This window comes from Acidiphilium sp., from assembly GCF_049977125.1.
GTDB lineage: Bacteria > Pseudomonadota > Alphaproteobacteria > Acetobacterales > Acetobacteraceae > Acidiphilium.
The window spans coordinates 35,512-41,078 of the sequence record NZ_JBMFGY010000021.1; the positions used below are offsets into that span (position 1 = coordinate 35,512).

General features: G+C 69.1%; 5 protein-coding genes. 4 read left to right on the forward strand and 1 reads right to left on the reverse strand.

The window, feature by feature from the left end:
- Window positions 1-121 precede the first annotated feature (121 nt).
- The 4 genes from nadA to ACP5E6_RS05725 are packed head-to-tail and all read left to right on the forward strand — an operon-like array spanning window position 122 to window position 3,895.
- Window positions 122-1,102, forward strand: coding sequence for a quinolinate synthase NadA (gene nadA, locus ACP5E6_RS05710; protein ID WP_427952703.1), 981 nt, complete (start codon window positions 122-124; stop codon window positions 1,100-1,102).
- Window positions 1,099-2,547, forward strand: coding sequence for an L-aspartate oxidase (locus ACP5E6_RS05715; protein WP_427952705.1), 1,449 nt, complete (start codon window positions 1,099-1,101; stop codon window positions 2,545-2,547). Before nadA ends, ACP5E6_RS05715 begins: the two co-directional genes overlap by 4 nt.
- A complete protein-coding gene (gene nadC, locus ACP5E6_RS05720) occupies window positions 2,544-3,392 on the forward strand; it encodes a carboxylating nicotinate-nucleotide diphosphorylase (RefSeq protein ID WP_427952707.1) in 849 nt (282 codons plus the stop codon). Before ACP5E6_RS05715 ends, nadC begins: the two co-directional genes overlap by 4 nt.
- Window positions 3,393-3,412: 20 nt before the next feature.
- On the forward strand, window positions 3,413-3,895 hold the full coding sequence (locus tag ACP5E6_RS05725) for a DUF3429 domain-containing protein (RefSeq protein ID WP_427952709.1): 483 nt from the start codon (window positions 3,413-3,415) through the stop codon (window positions 3,893-3,895).
- 80 nt (window positions 3,896-3,975) lie between these two features.
- Here ACP5E6_RS05725 and ACP5E6_RS05730 read toward each other — a convergent pair whose 3' ends face one another.
- Window positions 3,976-5,244, reverse strand: a complete 1,269-nt coding sequence (locus ACP5E6_RS05730; protein WP_427952711.1) for a glycerate kinase type-2 family protein — start codon at window positions 5,242-5,244, stop codon at window positions 3,976-3,978.
- Window positions 5,245-5,567 lie beyond the last annotated feature (323 nt).

The following is a 5,567-nucleotide window of genomic DNA, read 5'->3' on the forward strand; positions in this document are numbered from 1 at the left end:
CCCGCCGCCTGCGCGGCCTTGACCCCGATATACTCAGCCTTAATATAACCAAGGTAATTGACGACCCTCACCGTAAAAATCGCGCCATAAATATACTCATACAGAGTATAAGGACCGCCCCATGAACGCGCTCGCCGACCCCGCCTACGCCAAACTCGCCATGCACATCCCGCAAGCCGAATGGGCGCTGATGCATGACGACATCACCGCCATCCGCGCCCTGAAACGCGCGCGCAACGCCATCATCCTCGCGCATAACTACCAGACCCCCGAAATCTACCACGGCGTCGCCGACATCGTGGGCGACAGCCTCGCCCTCGCCCGCGAGGCCACCACCACCACCGCCGACATCATCCTGGTCGCCGGCGTGCATTTCATGGCCGAAACCGCGAAACTGCTGAACCCCGGCAAAACCGTGCTCACACCCGATTCCCGCGCCGGCTGCTCGCTCGCCGAAAGCATCACCCCTTCCGATGTCCGCACCCTGCGCGCCGCCCATCCCGGCCTCCCGATCATCGCCTATGTCAACACCTCCGCCGCCGTGAAAGCCGAGGTCGATTACTGCTGCACCTCCGCCAACGCCCGCAAAGTGGTCGAACACGCGGCACACGCCGCCGGGACCGACACCGTCATCATGCTGCCGGACCGCTTCCTCGCCGCCAACACCGCGCGCGAAACCGCCATCACCATCATCCCCTGGACCGGCGCGTGCGAAGTCCACGAGCGCTTCACCGCGGCGGACATCGCCCAGCTCCGCGCCCAATACGACAATGTCACAGTGCTCGCCCACCCCGAATGTCCCGAGGATGTGGTGATGGCGTCCGATTTCGCAGGCTCCACCGCCGCCCTCGCCACCTATGTCGCGCAGCACCGCCCCGCCCGCGTCGCCCTGATCACCGAATGCTCGATGGCCGACAACATCGCCGCCGCCAACCCGGCCACCGAATTCGTCAAACCCTGCAACCTCTGCCCGCACATGAAACGCATCACCCTGCGCAACATCCGCCACGCGCTCGAAACCCTGACCGAGCAGATCACCCTCGACCCCACCACCATCGCCCGCGCCCGCCTCTCGGTCGAACGCATGCTGGAAATCCCATGAAGCATATCATTGGAGCGGGCCTCGCCGGCCTCACCGCCGCCCTCGCCATGGCGCCCGAACCGGTCACCATCATCACCGCCGGCACGCTCGAAAACGGCGCCGCCAGCCTCTGGTCGCAAGGCGGCATCGCCGCCGCGATCGGCCCGAATGACAGCATCCAAAGCCATATCGACGACACCATCGCCGCCGGCGACGGTCTCTGCGACATCGATGCCGTCACACGCATCATCAGCCAGGGCCCCGAAACCATCGCGGCCCTCCGCCGTCTCGGCGTCACCTTCGATGCCAATCTCGGCCTCGAAGCCGCCCACACCCATCGCCGCATCGCCCATGTCCGCGACCGCACCGGCCTCGCCATCACCGCAGCCCTCGCCCGCGCCGTCCGCGCGGCACCGCACGTCACCATCCGCGAACACACCATCGCAACCGGGCTGCACGCGCCGAACGGCTGCATCGAGGGGCTGTGGATCACCCACAACGCCACCCCCACCTATCTCCCGTCGGATGCCATCCTGATCGCCACCGGCGGCCTCGGCGCGCTCTACCACCACACCAGCAACCCCGCCGGCGCCACCGGCACCGGCCTCGCCCTCGCCGCCCGCGCCGGCGCCGTGCTGCGCGACCTCGAATTCATCCAGTTCCACCCGACCGGGCTCGACACCGGCCTGTCCCCGATGCCCCTGATCTCCGAAGCCGTGCGCGGCGAGGGCGCCATCCTGATCGACGAGGCGGGTCAGCGCTTCACCCCCGAACTCGCCCCGCGTGACGCCGTCTCCCGCGCCGTGTTCCACCACCTCGCCAATGGCCACCGCGTCGCGCTCAACGCCACCCGTATCGCCGATTTCGCCACACGCTTCCCCACCATCGATGCCGCCTGCAAAGCCGCCGGCATCGACCCCGCCACCACCCCGATCCCGATCCGCCCGGTCGCCCACTACCACATGGGCGGCATCGCGACCGATGCGCACGGCCACACCAGCATCCCCCGCCTGTTCGCCGCCGGCGAAGCCGCCTGCACCGGCCTGCACGGCGCCAACCGCCTGGCCAGCAACTCCCTGCTCGAAGCCTATGTCACCGGCCACGCCGCCGGCCGCGCCATGGCCCACCTCCCCGCCACGACCGCAACCGCCACCACCACCACGCCAACCACCGCACCCCACCCCACCACCAACCTCGCCCTCATCCGCGACCTGGTCAGCCGCCACCTCGGCGTGCTGCGCACCGAAACCGGCCTCGCCACAATCATCGCCGCCCTCACCCCCCACGCACCCACCGATGATGCCGCCCTGATCGCCCTGATGGCCGCCATCACCGCCCGCGCCCGCACCGAAAGCCGCGGCGCCCACAGCCGCACCGACCACCCGGCCAAAGCCGCCACCGCCACCCAATCCACCATCACCCTCGCAACCGCCCTCGCCCCCCAATCCCGCCGGATCGCCGCATGACCAACCCGCTGCCCCGCATCCTGATCGAACCCATCGTCCGCGCCGCCCTGCTCGAAGACCTCGGCCGCGCCGGTGACATCACCGCCGATGCCGTCATCCCCGCCACCGCCACCACCCGCGTCGCCTTCATCGCCCGCGACCCCGGCATCATCGCCGGGCTCGACTGCGCCGCCATCGCCTTCGCCCTGCTCGACCCAACCCTCGCCCTGCACATCCACATCCCGGACGGCAGCGAGGTCCACCCGGGTGACACCATCGCCACCATCGAGGGCAACGCCCGCGCCATCGTCTCCGCCGAACGCGTGGCACTCAACTTCCTCGGCCCGCTCTCCGGCATCGCCACCGCCACCAACTTCATCGCCAAATCGATCGCGCACACCCAGGCGCGCATCACCTGCACCCGCAAAACCACCCCCAACCTGCGCGCCCTGCAGAAATACGCGGTCCGCTGCGGCGGCGGCGCCAACCACCGCTTCGGCCTCGACGACGCGATCCTGATCAAGGACAACCACATCGCCATCGCCGGCGGCATCTCCAGCGCCATCGCCCGCGCCCGCGCCGCCGCCGGCCATCTGGTCAAAATCGAATGCGAGGTCGATACGCTCGAACAACTCGCCCAGGCCCTGCGCGCCGGCGCCGACGCCATCCTGCTCGACAATTTCACCCTGCCCGCGCTCCGCGAAGCGATCGCGATGATCAACCACACCGCCATCGCCGAAGCCTCCGGCCGCATCACCCCGCAAACCGCCCCCGCGATCGCCGAGACCGGCGTCGACCTGCTCTCCGCCGGCTGGCTCACCCACAGCACCAAAGTTCTCGACATCGGACTCGATTTCCTGCCCTGAGGCTGGCATACCTCCGGCCCATGACCCGATCCCCCTTCACCACCGCCGCCCTCCTGACCGCCGCCGGCGCCACGCCCTTCCTGGCCGCCCTCGCGATCATCATCACCCAACCCACCAACGCCCCCGCCGCCACCATCGCCATGATCACCTACGGCGCCTGCATCCTCAGCTTCCTCGGCGCGGTCCATTGGGGCTTCGCGCTCGAACCCGGCGGCGTCGTGACCGACCCCAAACTCAACCACCAGCGTCTCGCCTTCGGCGTCGCCCCCGCCCTGATCGCCTGGTTCGCCTTGCTGATCCTCACCCTCGCCGCCGCCCCCCGCGCCGCCCTGGCCATCCTGATCGCCGGCTTCTTCGCGACCATCATCGGCGAGACCATCGGCCGCGGCCGCGATCTCGTCCCCTCGAATTATCTCGCCCTGCGCTGGACCGTCTCGATCGTCGTCCTCGCCGTGCTTCTGGTCACAATCTTCATCGAAGCCGTCGGCATGCGCCATGGCTGATCAGACTGGGGCTGATCAGACTGGGGCTGATCAGACTGGGGCTGATCAGACTGGGGCTGACCAACCCCGCCGGCGCGGCGCTACCCGATCATGATCGCCCTGAAATCATTCACATTGGTCCGGGTCGGCCCGGTCACCACCAGATCGCCGAGGGCGGCGAACAGCGTGTAGCCATCGTTATCCGCCAGCACCGCGCGGGGATCGAGCCCCAACCCCCGCGCGCGCGCCAGCGTCGCCGGCGTCACGATCGCCCCCGCATTCGCCTCCGTGCCATCGATGCCATCGGTATCCCCCGCGATCGCATGGATGCCCGGCTGCGCGTCGAGCGCCAGCGCCAGGCCGAGCAGAAACTCCAGATTCCGCCCGCCGCGCCCGCGCCCGCGCACCGTCACATTGGTCTCCCCGCCCGAAATCAGCACGCAGGGCGGTGCCGCCGGCACCCCATGCACCACGCAGCTCCGCGCCATCCCGGCCAGAACGCGCCCCACCTCGGCCGCCTCGCCCTCGATCGCATCGCCCAGCACCAGCGGCGTCACCCCGCACCCCCGCGCGACCTCCGCCGCCGCCAGCAGCGCCATCATCGGCGTCGCAATCATCACCGCAAGCGTGTTGCGAAACACCTCATCGCCTGGCTTGGGCGTCTCCGCGGCCGGGTCCGCCAGCCACGCCGCCACCGATCGCGGCACCGCGATCCCGTAGCGCGCCAGAATCGCCGCCGCCTCGGCGCGCGTCGTCGCATCCGGCACGGTCGGGCCTGACCCGATCACCGAGGCATCATCGCCCGGCACGTCCGAAATCATCAGCGTGACCACCGAAGCCGGTGCCGCCGCCGCCGCGAGCCGCCCGCCCTTGATCGCCGACAGATGCTTGCGCACGCAATTCATCTCATGAATCCCCGCGCCGCTGCGCAGCAACGCCCGGTTGATCGCCTGCTTATCGGCCAAATCGATCCAAGGCGCGGGCAGCGCCAGCAGCGCCGACGCCCCGCCCGACATCAGGCAGAGCACCAGATCATCCGCGCCCAATCCCCGCACCAGCGCCAGAATCCGCGCCGCCGCCCGCACCCCGGCCTCATCCGGCACCGGGTGCGACGCCTCGACCACCTCGATCCGCCGGCACCCCGCAACCCCATGGCCATAGCGCGTCACCACCAGCCCTTCGAGCGGACGCTCCGCCGGCCAATGCGCCTCCACCGCCGCCGCCATCGCCGCCGCCGCCTTGCCCGCGCCGACCACGATCGTCCGCCCCGCCGGCGGCGGCGGCAGATGCGCGGGCAGGCAGCGCGCCGGTGCGGCGGCCTCGATCGCGGCGGCGAACATGCGCCGCAACATCATGGTCGGATCGGCCATCCCGCTCTCTCCCGTCAAAACGCCCCCCTCGGAGACCTCGAGCGTTATGCTTTCAGCTTAACGCTCGAGCTCTATGTTTTTTCGAGCGATTTCATGCGATTATGTTGCCGCTGTCGCGTCAACTTAATCGCATATCGCTCTCGCTCGTCAAACCCCTCTCCGATCAGAAACCTCTCCGATCAGATGGGGCCCGCGTCAAATCCGCCACCATCGCGCTTGCCCACCCCCCTGGGACTATGGTCTTATCCTGACCATGCTCTGGCCGGCAACCTCCGATCCGAACGTGCCGACCGACCGGTTCAAACTGGTCATGGCCTTCCTGT

Coding starts and splice junctions, on each gene's coding strand:
- nadA (WP_427952703.1), top strand. CDS start 122: ATGAACGCGCTCGCCGACCCCGCCTACGCCAAACTCGCCATGCACATC.
- ACP5E6_RS05715 (WP_427952705.1), top strand. CDS start 1,099: ATGAAGCATATCATTGGAGCGGGCCTCGCCGGCCTCACCGCCGCCCTC.
- nadC (WP_427952707.1), top strand. CDS start 2,544: ATGACCAACCCGCTGCCCCGCATCCTGATCGAACCCATCGTCCGCGCC.
- ACP5E6_RS05725 (WP_427952709.1), top strand. CDS start 3,413: ATGACCCGATCCCCCTTCACCACCGCCGCCCTCCTGACCGCCGCCGGC.
- ACP5E6_RS05730 (WP_427952711.1), bottom strand. CDS start 5,244: ATGGCCGATCCGACCATGATGTTGCGGCGCATGTTCGCCGCCGCGATC.